This is a genomic window from Janthinobacterium salmonicoloratum (genome assembly GCF_051380845.1).
GTDB lineage: Bacteria > Pseudomonadota > Gammaproteobacteria > Burkholderiales > Burkholderiaceae_D > Janthinobacterium > Janthinobacterium lividum_F.
The window spans coordinates 512,620-532,292 of sequence record NZ_JBNYXV010000002.1 but is presented as its reverse complement, the minus strand read 5'-3'; the positions used below and the strand labels follow the sequence as shown (position 1 = coordinate 532,292).

16 protein-coding genes and 1 tRNA gene are annotated in these 19,673 nt (G+C 62.1%); 11 read left to right on the top strand and 6 right to left on the bottom strand.

Going from position 1 to position 19,673, the window contains the following annotated elements; translation table 11 throughout:
* The first annotated feature begins 153 nt into the window (after nt 1–153).
* Together phbB and ACQ4WY_RS15560 are read left to right on the top strand one after the other, a co-directional pair.
* Nucleotides 154–894, top strand: coding sequence for an acetoacetyl-CoA reductase (gene phbB / locus ACQ4WY_RS15565; protein ID WP_152251604.1), 741 nt, complete (start codon nt 154–156; stop codon nt 892–894).
* Between the two features lie 117 nt (nt 895–1,011).
* On the top strand, nt 1,012–2,448 hold the full coding sequence (locus ACQ4WY_RS15560; RefSeq protein ID WP_436504831.1) for a tetratricopeptide repeat protein: 1,437 nt from the start codon (nt 1,012–1,014) through the stop codon (nt 2,446–2,448).
* On the opposite strand, the gene ACQ4WY_RS15555 is transcribed toward ACQ4WY_RS15560, so the two are convergent.
* The gene (locus ACQ4WY_RS15555; protein ID WP_436504830.1) at nt 2,385–3,005 is read right to left on the bottom strand and encodes a LysE family translocator; all 621 of its coding nucleotides are present in this window, start codon (nt 3,003–3,005) and stop codon (nt 2,385–2,387) included. The genes ACQ4WY_RS15560 and ACQ4WY_RS15555 overlap by 64 nt on opposite strands.
* A gap of 152 nt (nt 3,006–3,157) precedes the next feature.
* Here ACQ4WY_RS15555 and ACQ4WY_RS15550 point away from each other — a divergent pair, with 152 nt between their 5' ends.
* The 4 genes from ACQ4WY_RS15550 to ACQ4WY_RS15535 all read left to right on the top strand — a co-directional run bounded on the left by ACQ4WY_RS15550 (nt 3,158) and on the right by ACQ4WY_RS15535 (nt 5,724).
* On the top strand, nt 3,158–3,640 hold the full coding sequence (locus ACQ4WY_RS15550; protein ID WP_034752896.1) for an Lrp/AsnC family transcriptional regulator: 483 nt from the start codon (nt 3,158–3,160) through the stop codon (nt 3,638–3,640).
* Nucleotides 3,641–3,716: 76 nt separating this feature from the next.
* The gene (pip, locus tag ACQ4WY_RS15545; protein ID WP_436504829.1) at nt 3,717–4,673 is read left to right on the top strand and encodes a prolyl aminopeptidase; all 957 of its coding nucleotides are present in this window, start codon (nt 3,717–3,719) and stop codon (nt 4,671–4,673) included.
* A 112-nt stretch (nt 4,674–4,785) separates the two neighbouring features.
* Nucleotides 4,786–5,226, top strand: coding sequence for a DUF2721 domain-containing protein (locus tag ACQ4WY_RS15540; protein WP_035823621.1), 441 nt, complete (start codon nt 4,786–4,788; stop codon nt 5,224–5,226).
* A 42-nt stretch (nt 5,227–5,268) separates the two neighbouring features.
* Nucleotides 5,269–5,724 carry a hypothetical protein gene (locus ACQ4WY_RS15535; RefSeq protein ID WP_353659311.1) on the top strand — a complete coding sequence of 152 codons (456 nt, stop codon included), beginning with the start codon at nt 5,269–5,271 and terminating at the stop codon, nt 5,722–5,724.
* A 4-nt stretch (nt 5,725–5,728) separates the two neighbouring features.
* Here ACQ4WY_RS15535 and ACQ4WY_RS15530 read toward each other — a convergent pair whose 3' ends face one another.
* The gene (locus ACQ4WY_RS15530) at nt 5,729–6,319 is read right to left on the bottom strand and encodes an SRPBCC family protein (protein WP_436504828.1); all 591 of its coding nucleotides are present in this window, start codon (nt 6,317–6,319) and stop codon (nt 5,729–5,731) included.
* Nucleotides 6,320–6,478: 159 nt separating this feature from the next.
* Between ACQ4WY_RS15530 and ACQ4WY_RS15525 the strand changes: the two genes are divergently transcribed.
* On the top strand, nt 6,479–8,524 hold the full coding sequence (locus tag ACQ4WY_RS15525) for a 2,4-dienoyl-CoA reductase FMN-binding domain-containing protein (protein ID WP_436504827.1): 2,046 nt from the start codon (nt 6,479–6,481) through the stop codon (nt 8,522–8,524).
* Between the two features lie 58 nt (nt 8,525–8,582).
* Here the strand turns inward: ACQ4WY_RS15525 and ACQ4WY_RS15520 are convergent, their stop codons facing one another.
* The 3 genes from ACQ4WY_RS15520 to ACQ4WY_RS15510 all read right to left on the bottom strand — a co-directional run bounded on the left by ACQ4WY_RS15520 (nt 8,583) and on the right by ACQ4WY_RS15510 (nt 13,247).
* On the bottom strand, nt 8,583–10,295 hold the full coding sequence (locus ACQ4WY_RS15520; RefSeq protein WP_436504826.1) for a cation:proton antiporter domain-containing protein: 1,713 nt from the start codon (nt 10,293–10,295) through the stop codon (nt 8,583–8,585).
* A gap of 211 nt (nt 10,296–10,506) precedes the next feature.
* Complete coding sequence (locus tag ACQ4WY_RS15515; protein WP_436504825.1) at nt 10,507–11,628, bottom strand: beta-ketoacyl-ACP synthase III; 1,122 nt, start codon at nt 11,626–11,628, stop codon at nt 10,507–10,509.
* 176 nt (nt 11,629–11,804) lie between these two features.
* A complete protein-coding gene (locus tag ACQ4WY_RS15510; RefSeq protein WP_436504824.1) occupies nt 11,805–13,247 on the bottom strand; it encodes a S41 family peptidase in 1,443 nt (480 codons plus the stop codon).
* Nucleotides 13,248–13,571: 324 nt separating this feature from the next.
* Here ACQ4WY_RS15510 and ACQ4WY_RS15505 point away from each other — a divergent pair, with 324 nt between their 5' ends.
* From ACQ4WY_RS15505 to ACQ4WY_RS15495, 3 genes are all read left to right on the top strand, one after another.
* A complete protein-coding gene (locus tag ACQ4WY_RS15505) occupies nt 13,572–14,156 on the top strand; it encodes a hypothetical protein (protein ID WP_436504823.1) in 585 nt (194 codons plus the stop codon).
* 155 nt (nt 14,157–14,311) lie between these two features.
* Nucleotides 14,312–16,405, top strand: a complete 2,094-nt coding sequence (locus ACQ4WY_RS15500; protein ID WP_436504822.1) for a M13 family metallopeptidase — start codon at nt 14,312–14,314, stop codon at nt 16,403–16,405.
* A gap of 188 nt (nt 16,406–16,593) precedes the next feature.
* The gene (locus ACQ4WY_RS15495; RefSeq protein WP_436504821.1) at nt 16,594–18,675 is read left to right on the top strand and encodes a M13 family metallopeptidase; all 2,082 of its coding nucleotides are present in this window, start codon (nt 16,594–16,596) and stop codon (nt 18,673–18,675) included.
* Nucleotides 18,676–18,812: 137 nt separating this feature from the next.
* On the opposite strand, the gene ACQ4WY_RS15490 is transcribed toward ACQ4WY_RS15495, so the two are convergent.
* The gene (locus ACQ4WY_RS15490) at nt 18,813–19,376 is read right to left on the bottom strand and encodes a c-type cytochrome (RefSeq protein ID WP_436504820.1); all 564 of its coding nucleotides are present in this window, start codon (nt 19,374–19,376) and stop codon (nt 18,813–18,815) included.
* Between the two features lie 199 nt (nt 19,377–19,575).
* Here ACQ4WY_RS15490 and ACQ4WY_RS15485 point away from each other — a divergent pair.
* Nucleotides 19,576–19,651 (top strand) — tRNA-Arg (locus ACQ4WY_RS15485).
* Nucleotides 19,652–19,673: the final 22 nt, after the last annotated feature.

Below are 19,673 nucleotides of genomic sequence, written 5' to 3'. Positions count from 1 at the left end.
CGTGCCAGAGCACGGTTGCGCTTCTTAGCCACAAATCATCGCCGCTCGCTACGCTTGGGTGCGATGCGGTACGCCGCCGTCATGCAGCGGTTTTGGGCTGCCTTATTTAAATAATTAACTTTTTAGCAACAGAACGACACTGAGGGGATGAAAATGGCAAGAGTTGCATTGGTAACTGGTGGCATGGGTGGTCTGGGCGAAGCAGTCTGTTTCAAGCTGGCGGCGCTCGGCTATCGCGTGGTGACCACATATTCCCCAGGCAATCCGAAGGTCGAGGAATGGCTGGCGACGACGAAGGACATGGGCTATGACTTCAAGGCGTATCCGTGCGACGTGGCTGACTACGATTCGGCAGCTGCCTGCGTGGCGGCCGTGGAAGCGGAAATCGGTCCTGTCGACGTGCTGGTGAATAACGCCGGCATCACGCGCGACATGACATTCAAGAAGATGGACAAGCCGAACTGGGATGCCGTCATGAGCACCAACCTCGATTCCGTCTTCAACATGACCAAGCCCGTCTGCGACGGCATGGTGGAACGCGGCTGGGGCCGCATCATCAATATCTCGTCCGTGAACGGCCAGAAGGGCGCTTTCGGCCAGACCAACTATTCGGCCGCAAAAGCCGGCATGCATGGTTTCACCAAGTCGCTGGCGCTGGAAGTGGCGCGCAAGAACGTCACCGTGAACACCATCTCGCCAGGCTACATCGGCACCAAGATGGTCATGGCAATTCCGCAGGAAGTGCTCGATAGCAAAATCATCCCGCAAATTCCGATGGCGCGCCTGGGCAAGCCGGAAGAAGTGGCCGGCCTGGTGGCCTACCTGGCTTCCGATGAAGCCGCGTTCGTCACGGGTGCCAACATCTCGATCAACGGCGGCCAGCACATGTCGTAATCGTTGTTGAGGTAAAACAGAAAGACAGCTGCGGCTGTCTTTTTTTATGCTTGCCAGCAAAACAAGGGGAGCGCCGGATTTGCCTTAGAATCAGCATTTCTCCACTGCATCATCTCCATGCCCCTCTTTCCTGTCTTGCGCCGCGCCAGCGTGGCCGCCATCCTTTTCCTGGGCGCCAGCGCGGCCCAGGCCAGCGTCGCGTTCCACGTCACGGTGACGACCGAGCGCGTCAACAAGCCTGGCGTGAAAACCAGCCTGCCCGCGCGCGATACGCAGGAAAGCGATGTCGTGCTGGGCGCCCAATCCCTGAGCGTGCGTGATGGCAAAAGCTTGTCCGTGCTCGATTTTGCCACGCGTCGCCGCCACCTGATCGATATGGCGGCGTCTACCTACGACACCTATTCGCTGTTCGACGTGGCGGGCTTTCGCCGTTTCGAGATGGAACACCGCAAGGGCATGGCCGGCGCGCTCAAGGCTGGCGGCTTGCAGGCTCACGTCACGCCGCCCGTCTACGAAGAGCAATCACTGTCCGTGCCAGCGGCAAGGCGGCGCGGCGCACTGGTGCCGCAGGTGCTCGACGGCGCCGTGCTGTGGTCGCTCGATGAGCAGCCGCTGCTGCGCCTGGGGATTGCCGGCAGCCCCGTCAGCGGCGCCGAGGCCACGGCGTTTGCCCAGTACTTGCGCTACACCTGGGGTGGCCACCCGCTGGTGCTGAAGATGCTGGCCGGCGGCAAGCGCATTCCCGCCGACTTCACCTTGCACTACCAGGAAGTGGGCGGCAAGGTCATGCGCCATTTCCGCATCAACCGGCTTGTTATGGACGCGCCTGCCACGTATTCCCTGGCCGCCTACCGGCCCCGCCCGCTGGCGGCCGATGCGTCTCCGCTCGAGCGCGTGCTGGCACAGGCGGCGCGGCTGCCGCCGCTGGGACCCCAGGCGCATCCGGCACTGCGGGCCGAAGCGGAGCGCCTGTTTGCGGCAGAGAAGCCCTTCGAGGCTTTTTTGAGCATGCTGGAAGACCATTTTTCCACGGGCGCGCTGGTCGAAAAACTGTCGCCCCAGCAGCAGCTGGCCATGCAGGAGTGCGAGCCCATCCACGACTTGACGCGGGGCTTGCTGGCCAAGGACCAGGCAGGCATCGCGGCCGCGCTGGTGACGGTGCAGGAGTTAAGGAAGCAAATGGGGCTGGATCAGCCCGTATTGGCCTTGTTCGAGGGGAATTTGCGCGCCAAGCTGGGGCAATGGCCGGAAGCGACCGCGCTGTATCTGCAAGTGCTGCAGGTAAAACCGCATATGGCGGCCGTGTACCAGGACCTGGGCGACGCCTTGCTGGCACAATTCGATGCGCCGAACGCCTGGCGCAGCTGGGATGCGGGCCGGGCCATGGCGCCTTCGCTGCGGCAATTTCGCAAGGTCAACGATTTGGAGCGTAGCTTGCTGAATGATTACCCGGCTTTCTTTGCCGGCGGGGCAGCGCTTCCGCTGACAGATCAGCCCAGCACCAGCCGCCCGGCCAGCAAGACGAACACGGTGGGCAGCACGAACTTGCCGTAAGGCGAAGGCTTGCCGCGCAGGCGGCGCGCCAGGCGCGCGGCCAGCACGGCGTACAGGGCGTCGAACAGCAAGCCCACCAGTACCAGGACGGTGCCCAGGCGCAGGTATTGCATGCCGACATGCTCGCTGCCGACGACGAATTGCGGCAGGAACATGCTGCAAAACAGCAGTGCCTTCGGATTGAGCAGATTCGTCAGGAAGCCGCGCACCAGGCTGGCGCAGGCGCCATGCGCCGTGGCGGGGGCAGCTTCTTCCTGTGCCGTTTTTTTCGACAGGGCCGACTGCAGCAGGCGCAGCGCCAGGTAAAGCAGGTAGGCGGCGCCCGCCCATTTGACCCACTGCAAGGCTTGTGGATGCGTCACCATCAGCGCCGCCAGGCCCGCGCCCGACAACGCCACGTGTACGGCGCGCGCGCCGGCGATGCCCAGCGCCGTCACCAGCGCCGTGGCCACGCCGCGCGCGGCGCCCGTCGCCAGCACCAGCGCCATGTCGGGGCCCGGTAATAAAAAGGCGCCGGCCAGTGCCAGCAGGTACATCAGGAAGGTAGAATCGGACATGGACCAGTCGAAAAGAAAGCGGGAGCATGCGCACTGTGCAGCCTGCTCGCCGGGCCCCATTATGTTCTTGCCGCAATGAAATGTGCTTGCTTTTCCTGCCCTGCATGCCCTAGTATTCGGGTAGATTCCACTCCTATAAAAACAAAAAATAGATGAAAATTTCAGAAGTTAGCCTCGACGCCACCGATTTGCAGATACTCAGGCTGTTGCAGGATGAAGGAAGGCTGTCGAATGCGCGCCTGGCCGAGCGCTTGAAACTGAGCGAAACCCCCGTCTGGCGCCGCTTGCGCCGCCTGGAAGAGGAAGGTTTTATCACCGGCTACCAGGCTTTGCTCAACCGCAAGAAGCTGGGCATCGGCCTGGTGGCGTTTGTGCGGGTGGTGTTTGCCAACCATGGCGGCGAGCAGCCATCGCAGTTCGAGCAAGCGATCGCGACGATTCCCGAGATCTTGTCGTGCCACAATGTGGCGGGCGAAGCCGATTATTTCCTGCAAGTGGTGGCGCGCGATCTGGAAGCGTATGGCGAATTCGTCTCGACCGTGCTGCGCCGCCTGCCCGGCGTGGCGGAAATCCAGTCCAGCCTGTCAATGCGCGAAATCAAGTCGTCGAACCGCCTTCCCTTGCTGCTGGCCTGAGGCGCCGGGGGCGCACTATAATTGGAACAGTTGCCAGGAATCGTGCCTGGCCCCTGAAGCCATTCTAAGGACCGCCATGCCAGATTCCCTGACACCCCTGTTTCCCGCCTTGTCGCCGAACCGGCACGGCATGCTGGCGGTCGATGACATCCACACCATTTATTGGGAAGAGTGCGGCAACCCCGACGGCATTCCCGTGCTGTTCCTGCATGGCGGCCCGGGAGCGGGCCTGTCGCCGCAGCACCGCCGCTTCTTCGATCCGCAGCGCTACCGCGTGATCCTGTTCGACCAGCGCGGCGCGGGCAAGTCCACGCCGCTGGGCGAATGGAGCAACAACACGACGCAGCTGCTGATCGATGACATCGAACGCTTGCGCGCCCAGTTCGGCATCGCCCAATGGCTGGTGTTTGGCGGCTCCTGGGGCTCGACCCTGGCGCTGGCATATGGCCAGGCGCATCCGGAAGCTTGCCTCGGTTTCGTGCTGCGTGGCATTTTCCTCTGCACGCAGGCGGAGATCGACTGGTTCATCGAGGGCGTGCGCTGGTTTTATCCGGAACTGTACGAAGAATTTGCCGCGCCCATTCCGCCAGAGGAACGTGGCGACCTGCTGGCGGCCTACGTGCAACGCATCCTCAGCAGCGACCCCGCCGTGTACTGGCCGGCTGCGCGCGCCTGGAGCCGCTTCGAAGGGCGCCGCGTCTACCTGATGCCGCAGCCGGAAGATGCGCCGAACGACGCGCTCGACCTGGGCGTGGGCCGGCTCGAATCGCATTACATGGCCAATCTCGGTTTCTTCGAGGAAGACCAGCTGATCCGCGACATGGGACGCATCGCGCATTTGCCGGCCGTCATCGTGCAAGGGCGCTACGACGCCATCTGCCCGCCGCTGTCGGCCTACCGTTTGCAGCAGGCCTGGCCCGGCGCGCAGCTGGAAATGATCCCGGACGCGGGCCATGGCGCGCTCGAGCACGGCATCGCTTCGGCGCTGGTGCGCGCCACCGAGCGCTTCGTGCCGGGGCGCGGCTTCGTATGACGTTCAAGCACGCCGCTTGGCAAAGCGGCCAGCCGGCGTGCGCCACCTGCTACACTATGGCCTGTGCTGGCGCCAAGGTCGGGCGCCGGTGTGAACCCACGACTTTTTATCCATGAACATACAGATCGGCGACATCGGCCATATCATCCAGCTGGCGATTGCGCCGGTTTTCCTGTTGACCGGTATCGGCACCATGCTGGTGGTGCTGACCAACCGCCTGGGTCGCATCATCGACCGCACGCGCGTGCTGGAAGACCGGCTCGACATCGGCTACAACGATTTCTATATGGATGAGCTCGATACCCTGTATCAGCGTACCCATCTGATCAACTATTCGATTTCGCTCAGCACGGCGTGCGGTTTCTTCGTCTGCGTCATCATCGCCATGCTGTTTTTGGGCGATATCCTGAACCTGACCCTGGACAAATACATCGCGGCCTTCTTTGTGCTGGCCGTGATTTGCCTGATCGGCTGTTTTATTTATTTACTGCGCGAAATTTACCTGGCCGCCACGGCCCAGCGCATCCGGCGCCATATCCGCCCACCACGTTAAGCGGCGCGCCGGTTTACCCTACTATTGAAGAACGAGTCCAGCATGCACGATTACAAACGTCCCCCCACCCTGCACCGCTACGGCCAGCGCAGCGAACTCGAGCTGGCGCTGAGCCTGGGCCAGTTCCGCCTGGCGCCGGCGGGCAATTGTTTGACCCTGAGCTTTTCGCAAGTGTGGGACAAGCAACTGTTCGACCTGTTCGCCCCTGCCGATGCCTGTTTGATCATCCACAATACGGAAGAATTCGGCGAACGCCTGCACCGCGCCGTGCAGCGCACCTTGCCCAGCTGGGCCGGCATCGATGGCGTCGTCGAATATGGCCAGCGCGCCGCCCTGGGGGCGGCCTTCACCAAGACGCGCGCCGAAGCGCCCGAGCAGGAATGGCTGTTCGCCTGGCGCTCGATGCAGCCGCAAGCCAGCCTGAACCCCGTCACGGTGAAACTGGGCAGCCTGGAAAACTTTGCTGAAATCCGCGACCGCGATACCTATTTAGCCTGATTTATCAGGATTTATCCGCATGCTGGTTGTCGATGCGGGCCAGCACGGCCGCCATCATGCGCTCGATATCGCCGCGTATCATGGTCGTGCCCAGCATGCCGGGCACATAGAAGCCTGGCATCAGCCGGCTGCTGAAGACGATGCGCGTGCCGCCCGTCTCGGGGATGGCATACAAATTCCAGCGCGATTCGTAATGCCGCATGTCGCCCGAAATGAGGGCGATGTCGATGGCCGTGAACGGCGTTTCCGTGGCCCGCACCACAAGGTGGATGGCATGGTTCATGAACAGGAAGCGCGCCATGCCCTGTTGCTCGATGATGACTTCATTGCCGTTGCGCGACAGCACGCGGCAAGAGCTGAGGTCGGGCACGAATTCATTCATGCGCTCGTAGGTAGTCAAGGTCTTCCAGACGGACGCCAGCGGCGCCTGCACGCTGCCGCTGGCATCGACTTCATACATGTGCTTCCCGTCAACCTCAATGCGCTTGACGTCGACCTTCAGCCTGTCCAGACGTGGCGCCTGCATCTGCGCTTGGGCCGCCGCCGGGGTGACAACGGTACATAGCATCAACAGGCAGAGGAAGAGTCGGGTCATGTTACCTAGGCTACGGGAAACTTGCGCCCGGCACAAGCTGTACCCATCGCCGGCGGGCGCGCCGGGCGATTTAGAACTCCCGGTCTAGAGAAATACGCTGCGGCGATCGGCAATGCTTGCTACCGTACGGCCTGCAACCACCTTACCGGACCGATCACCATGACTGCCTATCCCCATCTGCTGGCCCCGCTCGACCTGGGTTTTACCACCTTGCGCAACCGAGTCATCATGGGGTCCATGCACACGGGCCTGGAAGACCGGTTTTATCATTATGGCAAGCTGGCCGCGTTTTACCGCGAGCGGGCGCGCGGTGGCGTGGGGCTGATCGTCACGGGCGGCATCTCGCCGAACCGCCAGGGCTGGCTGCTGCCGTTCGGCGGGACCTTGAATTTCCTTGGCGATGTGCCGAATCACCGCAAGGTGACGCGTGCCGTGCACGAGGAGGGCGGCAAGATCGTCATGCAGATCCTGCACGCGGGCCGCTATGGTTATCAACCGTTCGTCGTCTCGGCATCGGCCAGGAAATCGCCGATCTCTCCCTTCCGCCCCCGTCCCTTGAGCGAACGGGGCATCGAGCGCACCATCTGCGACTACGTGCGCTGCGCGCGCCTGGCGCAAAAGGCGGGCTACGACGGCATCGAAGTGATGGGCAGCGAAGGCTACCTGTTGAACCAGTTTTTGTGCGCGCGCACCAACCTGCGCCAGGATCGCTGGGGCGGCAGCATCGAGAACCGCATGCGCCTGCCCGTGGAAATCGTGCGCCGCATCCGCGCCGCCGTCGGCCCCAACTTCATCATCATGTACCGCCATTCCCTGCTCGACCTGGTCGAGGGCGGCAATACCTGGGAAGACGTGGTGACGGTGGCCAAGGCCCTGGAGCTCGCGGGCGTGACCATTCTCAATACGGGCTTCGGCTGGCATGAGGCTAGGGTCCCCACCATCGTCACGTCCGTGCCGCGCGCCGCCTTCGCTTCCGTGGCGGGCCGGCTGCGCCGCGAAGTGACGATACCCGTGGTGGCGTCGAACCGCATCAATATGCCGCACGAAGCCAACGCCATCCTGGAGCGGGGTGATTGCGACCTGGTGTCGATGGCGCGCCCCTTCCTGGCCGACCCCTTCTTTGTCGCCAAGGCCGCATCAGGCCGCGCGGACGAGATCAACACCTGCATCGGCTGCAACCAGGCGTGTCTCGATCATACGTTCGCCAACAAGCGCGCCAGTTGCCTCGTCAACCCGCGCGCCTGCCATGAAACGGAACTCGTGTACGCGAAAAAGGCCGTGCCGCGCCGGGTGGCCGTCGTCGGCGCCGGGCCGGCCGGCCTGTCCGCCGCCTGCGTAGCCGCCGAATGCGGGCACGAGGTGACCCTGTTCGACAGTAGCGACAGCGTCGGCGGCCAGTTCAAGGTGGCGATGCAAATTCCCGGCAAGGAAGAATTTACGGAAACCATACGCTACTTTGCCCGCCGGCTGGCGCTGCTGGAAGTCAAGCTGCGCCTGGGCCAGCGCGTGACGCGCGAGCAATTGCTGGCCGGCGGCTATGACGACGTCATCGTCGCCACCGGCATCAAGGTGCGCCTGCCGGCCATTCCCGGCATCGACCATCCGAAAGTGCTGTCGTATCTGGACGTGCTGCAAGCCAAGAAGCCCGTCGGCGCGCGCGTGGCCATCATTGGCGCGGGCGGCATCGGTTTCGACGTGGGTGAATACTTGCTGCACGACCCGGCGCACCCGCTGCCCCAGCCCGTGGCGACCTGGGCGGGCGAGTGGGGTGTGGACCTGGACGCGGCGACGGGTGGCGGCCTGGTGCCGCCCGTGGCGCCCCATCCCGTGCGGCAAATCTTCCTGTTGCAGCGCAAGACCTCGAAAGTGGGCGCGGGACTGGGCAAGACCTCGGGCTGGGTGCATCGGGCGGCGCTGGCGCGCAATGGCGTGGCCATGCTGGCCGGCGTGACGTACGACAGGATCGACGAGCAGGGCTTGCACATCACCGTGGGCGGCGAGCAGCGCCTGCTGGCGGTGGACAACGTGGTCATCTGCGCGGGCCAGGACAGTTTGACGGAACTCATGCCGCCAGCCGACAAGGATGGCAAGCCGCTGGCCACTGGCGGCCCGCGCTTCCATAAAATCGGCGGCGCCGCGCTGGCGGCGGAACTCGATGCCAAGCGGGCCATACGCGAAGGGGCGGAACTGGCCGCCAGCCTGTAAAAAGAAAGCCTGCCGGCTGCGAAGCGGGCAGGCTTGCTGAACGGAAAAGGGTGCTGGCTTAGTGAGCGCCATGCCCCTTCTTCGCCGTATCAAAACTCTGCAGCACGTGCTCGGCCATGCCATTCGCCAGCTCGTGCTCGCCAATGAACACTTTCCCCGCGTTTTCCGCGCGCAGCAATTCCGCCTCTTCCTCGCTGTGCGTGCGCACCACCGTCAGGATGGTGGGGTTCAGCGCGCGCGCCGTTTCGATCATGGCGCGCACGTGGAAGGTGTCCGGCGTGGCGATGACGAGCATGGTGGCGTGCGTGATGTGCGCCTGGATCAGCACGGCCGGTTCGCCCGCATTGCCGGCCACGGCGGGGATGCCCTGCTTGCGCAGCTGGTCGACGATTTCGCGGTTTTCCTCGGCCACGACAAAGTGGATGCCCCGTTCCGTCAGGGCGGCGGCGATGCGCCGGCCCACACGGCCATAGCCGACCAGGACGATCTGCCCCGACAGTTTTTCCTGCGGCACCGTCATCGGCAGCTCGGCCAGCGGGTCGGTGGTGCGCTCGAACTTGCGCGCAAAATCGCTGTTGCTCATCACACGCAGCAGCGGCTTGGCCATGCTGAACACGAGCGGATTGAGGGCAATCGACAGGATGGCGCCGGCCAGGATCAGGCTTTGCCCTTCCTGCGGCATCAGGCCCAGCGACAGGCCCAGGGCGGCCAGGATGAACGAGAATTCTCCGATCTGCGCCAGGCTGGCCGAGACGATGATGGCCGTTTTCGGCGGATAGCGCAGCGCCATCACCAGCAAAAAGGCGGCGATCGACTTGCCGAAGATAATGATGGCGCACACGGCCAGCACTTGCAGGGGCTTGTCGATGAGGATATTCGGCTCGAACAGCATGCCGACGGAAACGAAGAACAGCACGGCAAACGCGTCGCGCAGGGGCAGGGACTCTTCCGCGGCGCGGTGACTGAGTTCGGATTCGCGCAACACCATGCCGGCGAAGAAGGCGCCCAGCGCAAACGACACGCCGAACAGTTTGGTCGAAGCGTAGGCGATGCCGACGGCGGCGGCGATCACGCACAGGGTGAACAGTTCGCGCGAACCGGTGCGCGCCACTTGCCACAGGATCCACGGGAACAGCTTGCGGCCCACGACCAGCATGAAGACGATGAAGCCGGCCACTTGGCCCAGGGTAATGGCCAGGGTTTGCCACAGGCTGACGGCCTCGGCATCCGGCGCGACCTTGCCGCCCAGCACACCGGCGAACGCCGGCAGCAGCACGAGCACCAGCACGGTGACGAGGTCTTCCACCACCAGCCAGCCGACGGCGATGCGCCCGTTGAGCGAGTCGAGGATGCCCCGTTCTTCCAGCGCGCGCAGCAGCACCACGGTACTGGCCACGGACAGGGCCAGGCCAAAGATCAGTCCGCCACCGAGGGTCCAGCCCCACCAGTGTGCCAGGCCCATGCCCATCGCCGTGGCGACGCCGATCTGCAGGATGGCGCCAGGCAGCGCGATCTTGCGCACATCCCATAAGTCTTCGATGGAAAAGTGCAGGCCGACACCAAACATCATCAGCATCACCCCGATTTCCGCCAATTGGCCGGCTATTTCCGCATCCGCCACAAAACCGGGCGTGGCCGGTCCGATGATGATGCCGGCGGCCAGATAGCCGACCAGGGCCGGCAGTTTCAGGCGCGCGGCGATGAAGCCGAAGATGAGGCCGAACCCGAGGGCGGCGGCGATGGTGGTGATCAGACTGATGTCATGGGGCATGCGTGGTGGGTTCCTTATGGGGACGTGCGGATCGAAAAAGAGGGTGTTCAGCGCTTGAGTATAAACGCAACAAAGCTGCGGCTGGAATTTTCCTGCCGCTTTTTTTACAAAAAATTTGCGCTATATCTTCTTCCAGGTGGCACGAACGCATGCCATCCACTGCGATCTGCGCCTAATTGAGGCAATCAGGCGCTTCTCCCTCCCCAGGCGCTTACACCTTGCGCACGATCACGCAGCCGATGGAGTAACCGGCGCCGAACGAGCAGATGACGCCGGTGCTACCTGCCGCCATGTCATCCTGATATTTATGGAAGGCGATGATGGAACCGGCCGACGAGGTGTTGGCGTAGGTATCGAGGATCACGGGCGCTTCGTTCGCTTCCGCGTCGCGGCCCAGGATCAGGCGCGCGATCAGCAAGTTCATGTTCAGGTTGGCCTGGTGCAGCCAGTAGCGGCTCACTTGCGCCACTTCCACGCCGGCCTTGGCCAGGGTCGCCTTGATCATCTCGGCGGCCATCGGGCACACTTCCTTGAAGACCTTGCGGCCTTGCTGGCGGAACAGCTTGTCGGCCTTGCCCACGCCGGATTCGTCAAAACGGTTGAGGAAGCCGAAATTGTTGCGGATGGCGTTCGAGAAGCGCGTTTTCAGTTCCGTGCCGATGATCTCGAACTGGTGCGCAGAGACGGCCGTGTCTTTCGCTTCGACGATGATGGCGGTGCAGGCGTCGCCAAAAATAAAATGGCTGTCGCGGTCGCGCCAGTTCAGGTGGCCGCTGGTGATTTCGGGATTCAAGACCAGTACGGCGCGCGCCTGGCCGCTTTGTACGGCGGCCACGGCTTGCTGGATGCCGAAGGTGGCGGACGAGCACGCCACGTTCATGTCAAAACCATACCCATCGATGCCCAGCGCATCCTGTACTTCCACCGCCATGGCCGGATAGGCGCGCTGCATATTGCTGCACGCCACCAGTACCATGTCGATATCGGCTGGCGTGCGGCCGGCGCGGGCCAGCGCGTCGCGCGCGGCGACGACGGCCATTTCCGCCTGCAAGGACAGTTCGTCATCGCCCCGTTCCGCAATGCGCGAGACCATGCGCGCCGGATCGAGGATGCCTTCCTTTTCCATCACGAAGCGCGACTTGATGCCGGACGCCTTTTCGATGAAGGCCACGCTCGACAGGTCCAGCGCCGTCACCTCGCCCGCGGCAATCGCGTCGGCGTTGTCGGCATTGAACTTTTCCGCGTAGGCATTGAAGCAAATGACCAGCTCTTCGTTGGAGATCGAAAATGGCGGCGTGTACAGTCCGGTACCGCTGATGACGACTTGTTTCATGATTAAACTTTCAAATTTAGCAATCGGCGCGGTGCCGATAAGTGAAGCAAATTTTACACAAACGTGCTCGACTGTAGAGAGTTTCGTGTTGCAGGGGAGGGGGATGTGTGGCGGAAGAATGATTTTTGTCGCGTGGCGGGGTGATCGGGGGGCATGGCGCCCCCCGCAGTGTTTGTTTACTTCTTCTGTTCTTTCTTGACGTCGGCTTGCACCACCACCGGTTCGGCCTTGGCCAGTTGCACCGGTAAACCCTTCAGGTGGTTCAGCGCCTGGTGCAACTGGAAATCATCCTTGCTGCCAAATTCCAGCGGCTTGCGGGTTTTTTCCAGGGCGATGATGCGCAATTGCTCTTCCATCTCGTCGTTGACGGGGGCGGCCTTGGCGCTTTCCTTGTCGCGGTCGTTGCTCAGGTGCTTGGTCAGGTCCGCTTCGCGAATGCGCAAGCCGTTCAAGCCGTCGCCGTCTGCATTCTCGTCGACCAGCAGGTCGGGCACGATGCCCTTGGCCTGGATCGAGCGGCCGTTCGGCGTGTAGTAGCGGGCCGTCGTCAGCTTGACGGCCGTGTCGGCGGTCAGCTGGCGAATGGTTTGCACGGAACCCTTGCCGAAGGTTTGCGTGCCGATGATGGTGGCGCGCTTGTAGTCTTGCAGGGCGCCGGCGACGATTTCCGAGGCCGAGGCAGAACCCGTGTTGACCAGCACCACCAGCGGCACTTTCTTGATGGCGGCCGGTAATTTCGCCAGCGCATCGCCTTCCGAGCGGAAGGTATAGTATTCGGCGCGGCCGTAGAACACCTGTTTCGAGTCCGGCAACTGGCCGTTGGTCGAGACGATGGCCGCGTCCTTCGGCAGGAAGGCGGCCGAGACGCCGATGGCGCCTTGCAGCACGCCGCCCGGATCGTTGCGCAAGTCCAGCACCATGCCCTTGAGGTTCGGGTCTTGCTGGTACAGGGCCGTGATCTGCGCGGCCATGTCGTCGACGGTTGGTTCCTGGAATTGCGACACGCGCAGCCAGGCATAGCCCGGCTCGACCATCTTCGCCTTCACGCTTTTTTGGTGGATTTCCTCGCGCGTGATGGTGAAGGCCAGCGGCTGCGGTTCATCCTTGCGGGCAATGGTCAGCGACACCTTGGTACCCGGTTCGCCGCGCATGCGCTTGACGCTATCGTCCAGGCTGACGCCCTTCACAGGCTGGCCATCGAGGCGGGTAATCAAATCACCGGCCTTGATGCCGGCGCGGTAGGCGGGCGAATCCTCGATGGGCGAGACGATCTTGATGTAGCCGTCCTCGCTCATGCCGATTTCGATGCCCAGGCCGACAAACTTGCCTTCGGAACCTTCGCGCAGCTCGGCGTAGGCTTTCTTGTCCAGGTAGGCGGAATGGGGGTCGAGCGAGGCGACCATGCCGGAAATGGCGTCTTCCAGCAGTTTCTTGTCTTCCACCGGCTCGACGTAATCGGACTTGATCAGGCCAAACACATCGGCCAGCTGGCGCAGCTCTTCCAGCGGCAGGGGCGGCTCGACGGTCTTTTGCGCCATGGCTGAAAATTGCAGCGACACGGCGACGCCGGCCACCACGCCCAGGCCGATCAAGCCGGTATTTTTGAGTTTGCCCATCATTGCACCTTTGCAGCTAGCGTGTCTTGCACAAGCGCCAGTCCCCGTGGAGCGGCGCTTTCCTGAAAGTATAGACCTGAATCTCTGCCGGCGTGGGCCGGCTGTGGAAAAAGCGTGCCTGAGCCCAGTCTACGCGCGAAAACGGGGCTGTCAGCTTGCCATATGTTGCGGTTTTGTATGCGATGTATAGTTCATCTTGAGGGGAGTAAGCATTTGTAAGAGTCGAAAAAAAGCGTGTGCCGCGGCCCTATAGTGGACTCGCATTCTCGACCCGAAGTGGTTTTGCCTGCGTCCGCGGACGCAGGCTTTTTTTTATCCGGAGCCTCCATGACCTCGCTGACCTTTCCCCCCGCCGTGCGCCGTTTCGGCCTGGCCTTGCTGCTGGGTACCACCGCCTTGACCGCCTCGGCCGTGCCGGTCGCCGAGATGCGCCTGGAAGACTTGCTGCCGATGGCGCCCGATTTCAGGACGGAATTGAAACTCAATGCGAATCAAAGCACCTTGTGGCAGCAGGTGGACGGGAAATCGCGCCAACTATTGCGCGAACGCAAGGCGCGCCGCGAACGGCTGCAAGCGGCTGTGACGCAGGGCTTGCAGACGCCCCGGCTGGAGTTGCGCGACTTGCTCGCCGGCCTGGACCAGGAAAGCACGCAGAGCCTGGCCGAAGAAAAGCAGCTGCGCGAGTGGTGGCTGAGCGTCAACGATGCCCTGGACGAGAACCAGCGCCAGATGGTGGTCCAGTTCATCGCCGGGCAGATGGCGCGCGTGATGGACGCCGCCGCGCCCCGCAGCGAATCGCGTGGCGCGCCCGGCGGCGAGCACGGCGGGCGCAAGGGTGGCAAGGGGGGAATGGGCGGTGCGGGCGTGAGCATGGGCAACGGGGGCGCCGGCATGACGCTGCCCGGCAACTAAGGGGCAACGGAGGGGGGGTGCTGCTGGGCAGTCCGGGGGGCAAGGATGGTCAAAGGGCATGGTCGCGTGCTACATTCCCGTAGCGCCTGGCGCGGCAGGCTATCCGCCCGAAGCTATCCGCCCGGTCTTTTTGACATGCCCCATAAGGACAATTCGTGAATCGCTACCTCTTAAGCAGTCTGACCCTGACCCTGTTGGCTGCGTTTGCCCATGCCGCCGAACCCGTATCCGCCGCATCCTCCGTGGCAGCACCAACCGTGGCGCCCAGTGTCGCACCTTCCGCGCCTGCCGCCGCTGGCGTCGTTTCCGGCATCGATGTGCAATACATCGACCCTGCCGTGCGCGTGCAAGACGATTTCTTCACCCATTTGAACGGCAAGTGGCTGGCCACGGCCGAGATCCCTGCCGACAAGTCGAGCTGGGGTTCGTTCGCCAAGCTGCGCGATGACACCACGCCACAGTTGCGCGGCATCATCGAGTCCACGCAACAGGACAAGCACAAGAAGGCCGGTTCCGAAGCGCAGAAAATCGGCGACATGTACGCCAGTTACATGGATGAAGCCAAGCTCGATGCACTGGGCACGAAGCCGCTGGCAGGCGAACTGAACCGCATCCGCTCGCTGCGCGACAAGAAGGGCGTGCCCGCCCTGATCGCCCACCTGAGCCAGACGGGCGTGTCGACCCCGTACGCCGTGTATGTGGGCCAGGATGCGCGTGCCTCAACGAAATATGCCGCCTACGTGAGCCAAAGCGGCCTGGGCATGCCAGACCGCGATTACTACCTGGAAGCCAAGCAGGCTGGCGTCAAAGAGAAATACCAGGCGCACGTGGAAAAGATGCTGGCCATGGCGGGCGACAAGAACGCCGCCGCGCGCGCCAAGGCGGTGGTGGCCCTGGAAACATCGCTGGCCGAAGTGCAATGGACCAAGGTCGAGAACCGCGACCCAGTGAAGCGCTACAACAAGACCGACCTCACCAAACTGAACGACCTGACTCCCGGCTACGACCTGAAGTCCGGCCTGGCTGCCCTGGGCATCGCCAACAAGGTCGATTACGTCATCGTCAACCAGCCAAGTTACCTGGCCGGCTACAACAAGGTGCTGGCCAGCACCGACCTGGACACCCTGAAAGCGTACTTCGAATGGCAGTTGCTGCGCAGCTATGCCAGCTACCTGTCGAAAAACTTCGTCGACGAGAGCTTTGCTTTCTACGGCACGGTACTGAGCGGCGTAACGGAAAATCAGCCGCGCTGGAAGCGTGGCGTAGGCGCCGTCGAAGGCGTGCTGGGCGAAGCCGTCGGTAAATTGTATGTCGCGCAATATTTCCCGGCAGAGCGCAAGGCACACATGCAGGAACTGGTGAAAAACGTGCTGGCCGCCTACAAGGACAGTATCGACACCCTGGACTGGATGAGCCCGGAGACCAAGAAGGAAGCGCAAGCCAAGCTGGCCAAGTTCACGCCGAAGATCGCGTATCCGAACAAATGGCGCGATTACACGAAGCTGCAAATCGTCCAGGGCGACCTGGTGGGCAACATGATGCGTGCCGCCAACTTCGCTTCGGCGCGCCAGGTGGCCAAGCTGGGCAAACCGATCGACCGCGAAGAGTGGGGCATGACGCCGCAAACGGTGAATGCCTATTACAGCTCGACGATGAATGAAATCGTCTTCCCCGCGTCCATCCTGCAGCCGCCGTTCTTCGATGCCAACGCGGATGACGCCGTCAACTATGGCGCCATCGGCGCCGTCATCGGCCATGAAATCAGCCACGGCTTCGACGACAAGGGCAGCCAGTCCGATGGCGACGGCAACTTGCGCGACTGGTGGACCCCGGCCGACCGCAAGAACTTCGCCGCCAAGGCCGACGCGCTGACCAAGCAATACGATGGTTACAGCCCATTGCCTGGCTATAACGTCAATGGCGCGCTGACCCTGGGCGAGAACATCGCCGACAACTCGGGCGTGGCGATTGCGTACAAGGCGTACAAGATTTCGCTGGGCGGCAAGCCGGCGCCCGTGCTCGATGGCTTGACGGGTGACCAGCGTTTCTACATGGGCTTTGGCCAGGTGTGGCGCAGCAAGATGCGCGAAGCGCAGCAGATCGTGCAGATCAAGACCGATCCCCATTCGCCGGGCCAGTACCGCGCCAACGGCACCATGGTCAACCAGCCTGGCTTCTACGAAGCGTTTGGCGTGAAACCGGGCGACAAGATGTATGTTGCCCCGGAAAACCGCGTCATCATCTGGTAAGCGCGTGCGCGCCGTCGTAAAGAACGTACTACTGTAACAACAAAAAAGGCCACCTTGCGTGGTCTTTTTTGCATACTGGCCAAAGTTCTTTCTGTCATTTCGGCCGGTATGCTACAGTCAAAAACCGGGCCAGAAGCCCTGGGCCTTCTGACCCTTATATTTCACACAATACAATATAGAGGACAACCGTGAATCGTTATTTGTTAAGTGCATTGACCCTGAGTTTGCTGGCCGGCGTGTCCGGCATGGCTGGCGCCGCTGATTCTGCCAAGAAGGCCGCTGCTGCGCCTGCCACCGCCACGGCCATCGCGGCTGCGGCGCTGACGTCCGGCATCGCCGTCGAGTACGTCGACCCTGCCGTGCGCGCGCAGGACGATCTGTTCCAGCACCTGAATGGCAAATGGCTGGCGGAAACGGTCATTCCTGCTGACAAGTCGAGCTGGGGCAGCTTTGCCAAGCTGGCCGACGATACGCAAACGCAGCTGCGCGGCATCGTCGAAGGCGCTAGCGCCGACAAGGCCCGCGCCGCCGGTTCGAATGCCCAGAAAATCGGTGATTTCTATAACAGCTTCATGGATGAGGCCAAGCTGGAAAGCCTGGGCCTGACCCCTTTGAACGCGGAGCTGGCGAAGATCGCCGCACTGCAGGACAAGGCGGAATTGCCAGCCGTGATCGCCCACTTCAGCAAGCTTGGCGTGACTTCGCCTTATGACTTTGGCATTCACCAAGACGCCAAGGATTCCACCAAATACGTGGCCGACATCGTGCAAAGCGGCCTGGGCTTGCCTGACCGCGATTACTACCTGGAAGAGGGCAAGGCCGACACGCGCGCCAAATACCTGGCCCACGTGGAGAAAATGCTCAGCTTGTCCGGCGACGCGAATGCTGCCGCGAATGCCAAGGCTATCCTGGCGCTGGAAACGGAATTGGCCAAGGCGCAATGGAGCAATGTGCAGAACCGCGATCCTGTCAAAACCTACAACAAGGTGGAGCTGGCGAAACTGGCTACCGTGGCGCCAGGCTACGACTGGGCCCGCTACCTGAAGGATACGGGCATCGCCGACAAGGTCAATTACGTGATCGTCAGCCAGCCCAGCTACCTGAAGGGCTTTGCCGAGATCGCCAACAAGACGCCGCTGGAAACGTGGAAAGCGTACTTCCAGTGGCACTTGCTGCACGCCAACGCCGGCTACCTGCCGAAAGCGTATGTCGATGAAAACTTCGCTTTCTATGGCACCACTCTGACGGGCGTGACGGAAATGCGTCCACGCTGGAAACGCGGCGTGGGCGCCGTCGAAGGCGCGCTGGGCGAAGCCGTGGGCCAGCTGTACGTCGAGCAATATTTCCCAGCCGAGCGCAAGGTGCGTATGGAAGCACTGGTGAAAAACCTGATGACGGCTTACAAGCAAAGCATCGACAAGCTCGACTGGATGAGCCCTGTCACCAAGAAACAGGCGCAGATCAAGCTGGCCAAGTTCACCACCAAGATCGGCTATCCAAACAAATGGCGCGATTACTCGGGCCTGACGGTGGCGCAGGACGATTTGATCGGCAACATCCAGCGTTCGCACCTGCTCAACTACAACCGGGAATTGAACAAGCTGGGCCAGCCTATCGACCGCGATGAGTGGGGCATGACGCCGCAGACCGTGAACGCCTATTACAACCCGGAACTGAACGAAATCGTCTTTCCGGCCGCCATCCTGCAAGCGCCGTTCTTCGACGCCAACGCGGACGACGCCGTCAACTATGGCGCCATCGGCGGTGTGATCGGCCATGAAATCAGCCACGGCTTCGACGACCAGGGCGCCCAGTACGACGGCGATGGCAACCTGCGCGACTGGTGGACCAAGGCCGACCATAAAAACTTCGCCAAGAAAACCAAGCAGCTGGTGGCGCAGTACAACGGCTTCAGTCCCGTCAAGGGCCACTTCGTCAACGGCGAACTGACCCTGGGCGAAAACATCGCCGACAATTCCGGCGTGGCGATCGCGTACAAAGCGTATAAATTGTCGCTGAACGGCAAGAAAGCCCCCGTCATCGACGGTTTCACTGGAGAGCAGCGCTTCTACGCGGGCTTTGCCCAGGTATGGCGCATGAAGATGCGCGAAGCGCAGCAACTGGTCTTGCTGAAAACAGACCCGCACTCGCCAGGCCAGTTCCGCGCCAACGGCACCATGCGCAACCAGCCCGGCTTCTACCAGGCCTTCGACGTAAAACCTGGCGACAAGATGTACTTGCCACCGAAAGACCGCGTCATCATGTGGTAACGGCAGTTCTGACGCGCTAGTACCGAGCCGCCCCGCATCAAGCCGGGCGGCTTTTTTACGTCGTGTGATCTGGCACAAACTGCGGGCGAAAAAAAACCGCCCTTGAGGGCGGTTCCTGGAGACTGGTGCTGCGCTGCTTACTTGGCAGGTTCCGCGGCTGGTGCGCTAGCGCCGTCAGCGGCAGCGGCTGGCGCCGGCACTTCCGGTTCCTTGAACTTGCCGCCCGACGCGTTGGCGATGTAGACGACGGCGCGCGCCACTTCCACATCGTCGAGGTCAGGATTGCCGCCCTTGGCCGGCATTGCGCGCAAGCCTTCGATGGCGTGTTTCAGGACCGTATCGTAACCCTGGGCCAGACGGGCCGACCAGCTGCCCGCATCGCCAAATTTCGGTGCACCGGCCACGCCGGCGCCATGGCAAGCCACGCAGGTGGCTGTATAAACGGCTTCGCCGCTTTGCAGCACTTTCGGACCGCTGGCATCCTTGAAGGTAAAGCCCGAATTGGCGACGGGGCTCAAGCGCTCGGCAATGGCTTCGGGCGACTGGCTGTCCGTACCGGCGCCCGTCAGTTTTTGTGCTGTGACGAATTGCACCAGCAAGATGATGCCGATGACGGTGACGAGGAAGAAGCCAGCTACGGCGGCAAGCAATTGTTTAGGCGTTTTGATCGCTGATTGTTGTTCGTTATGTGCGTCGCTCATGATGTCCTTAGTCCAGATTTGAAACTGATGGCCGTGTAAGGTAGCATTTTTACATGCTTGTATGTAAACCTTTATGAAACCCACAATTATAGGCACAAAAATTGAGCAGTGACATGCAATTGCCAGCGATACGACAGTTTCCGTAGACGTAGGTAAAGAAAAACGGTATCCTTCGCATCACTTCAGAAATTCCCCCTACGCGGCTGTAGCTCAGTGGATAGAGTATTGGCCTCCGAAGCCAAGGGTCGTGGGTTCGATCCCCGCCAGCCGCACCAAGACAAATCAAGGCTCTTCGCC

What these genes read in the sequence shown, in the direction of transcription:
- ACQ4WY_RS15515 (WP_436504825.1), bottom strand. Translation starts at nt 11,628, where the DNA reads ATGAAACAAGTCGTCATCAGCGGTACCGGACTGTACACGCCGCCATTT.
- ACQ4WY_RS15560 (WP_436504831.1), top strand. Translation starts at nt 1,012, where the DNA reads ATGCCCCTCTTTCCTGTCTTGCGCCGCGCCAGCGTGGCCGCCATCCTT.
- ACQ4WY_RS15555 (WP_436504830.1), bottom strand. Translation starts at nt 3,005, where the DNA reads ATGTCCGATTCTACCTTCCTGATGTACCTGCTGGCACTGGCCGGCGCC.
- pip (WP_436504829.1), top strand. Translation starts at nt 3,717, where the DNA reads ATGCCAGATTCCCTGACACCCCTGTTTCCCGCCTTGTCGCCGAACCGG.
- ACQ4WY_RS15490 (WP_436504820.1), bottom strand. Translation starts at nt 19,376, where the DNA reads ATGAGCGACGCACATAACGAACAACAATCAGCGATCAAAACGCCTAAA.
- ACQ4WY_RS15550 (WP_034752896.1), top strand. Translation starts at nt 3,158, where the DNA reads ATGAAAATTTCAGAAGTTAGCCTCGACGCCACCGATTTGCAGATACTC.
- phbB (WP_152251604.1), top strand. Translation starts at nt 154, where the DNA reads ATGGCAAGAGTTGCATTGGTAACTGGTGGCATGGGTGGTCTGGGCGAA.
- ACQ4WY_RS15505 (WP_436504823.1), top strand. Translation starts at nt 13,572, where the DNA reads ATGACCTCGCTGACCTTTCCCCCCGCCGTGCGCCGTTTCGGCCTGGCC.
- ACQ4WY_RS15520 (WP_436504826.1), bottom strand. Translation starts at nt 10,295, where the DNA reads ATGCCCCATGACATCAGTCTGATCACCACCATCGCCGCCGCCCTCGGG.
- ACQ4WY_RS15530 (WP_436504828.1), bottom strand. Translation starts at nt 6,319, where the DNA reads ATGACCCGACTCTTCCTCTGCCTGTTGATGCTATGTACCGTTGTCACC.
- ACQ4WY_RS15510 (WP_436504824.1), bottom strand. Translation starts at nt 13,247, where the DNA reads ATGATGGGCAAACTCAAAAATACCGGCTTGATCGGCCTGGGCGTGGTG.
- ACQ4WY_RS15535 (WP_353659311.1), top strand. Translation starts at nt 5,269, where the DNA reads ATGCACGATTACAAACGTCCCCCCACCCTGCACCGCTACGGCCAGCGC.
- ACQ4WY_RS15525 (WP_436504827.1), top strand. Translation starts at nt 6,479, where the DNA reads ATGACTGCCTATCCCCATCTGCTGGCCCCGCTCGACCTGGGTTTTACC.
- ACQ4WY_RS15540 (WP_035823621.1), top strand. Translation starts at nt 4,786, where the DNA reads ATGAACATACAGATCGGCGACATCGGCCATATCATCCAGCTGGCGATT.